General features: G+C 28.8%; 1 protein-coding gene. It reads left to right on the top strand.

Annotated features, from left to right (window positions below):
• Positions 1-43 precede the first annotated feature (43 nt).
• On the top strand, positions 44-985 hold the full coding sequence (locus J5G60_RS18430; protein ID WP_150359075.1) for an FG-GAP repeat domain-containing protein: 942 nt from the start codon (positions 44-46) through the stop codon (positions 983-985).
• The last annotated feature ends 136 nt before the right edge of the window (positions 986-1,121 follow it).

Below are 1,121 nucleotides of genomic sequence, written 5' to 3'. Positions count from 1 at the left end.
TAAATATATAATAAATTCATATAATTAAATGGAGGTGAAATTTATGAAATTTAGAGTAATATTTCTAAAGAAACGACATATTTACTTTTTAATATTGTTAATCTTAATCATATTTTTATCTGTAACCTTTATAGTATCCAGACATTCTTCTCCTTCTTTCAATACTATCTCCAGCAGCAGAAAAATACGGGCAGATCTCAATGGTGACGGAAAGAATGATATACTGTCTATCATACGAGATGAAAACAGCTATCTAATAAAAGCAGTTATAGATAATAAAACTTTTAACTTCAATACTAATAAAAATTCACCAATAATTCAAAGCTATTCCCCATATTGGCCTTTAAGAATAACACTCATGGATGTATCCAGAAACAGAGTTCCTGAAATATTTGTGCAGGGTTCAATAAAAAATAAACCTGTTCAACGTGTCTTTATATATACTGGTACAGGATTTAAAAATATTATGTCAAATTCTAGCAACATACTTGGTTTTATGGATTGTAAAAACAACAGAACTCCAAAAATCATATCAGGTAAACTGAGTGAAAGCTCCATGTATCTCTCCAATTACATATTTTTAAATAATGGATTTAAAAACTATGATTATGAATACAGAAGTTCTCTTATGGGACAAGATACTATTTATACATTTGTAAAATTTATACAAAGTTTGCCTGAAAGCGAACCATATAAGCCAAAAGATATTTTTTCATCTAATATATCTAAAGAGAATATGGCCCTAATTGGCAACTTGACAGGAGAAAATAATACCTATGTATTTCAAGACGGTTTCTTCATGGAAAATAAATGCGATAAAGACGGCAATGCTTCTGAAATTTCCTGGTCATTAAATTTTAAGGGTATTTCCAGAACAGATAAAAATACAGTAAAAAATTATAAATTGGATTTAATTCTCGTACCTGACAGCAGTGATACTAAAAACTGTCGTTTCAAAATTGCCTCTATGTATAGAAATAGATAATTAAAAAGGGACCGTATATGCGGTCCCAAGGGGGATGGGGGGTTACACATCAAACAATAATTTATATTATTTGATGCTAAGGAGAATTTTATATCTCCTAATTACATTTATTATATTGTCCTAATATAAATAAATT

Origin of the sequence: Clostridium sp. HV4-5-A1G (assembly GCF_900184915.1) — a bacterium.
Classification (GTDB): domain Bacteria; phylum Bacillota; class Clostridia; order Clostridiales; family Clostridiaceae; genus Clostridium_B; species Clostridium_B aromativorans.
Note: the sequence above shows the minus strand (reverse complement) of the source record. Positions and strands in the feature narration are given on the sequence as shown.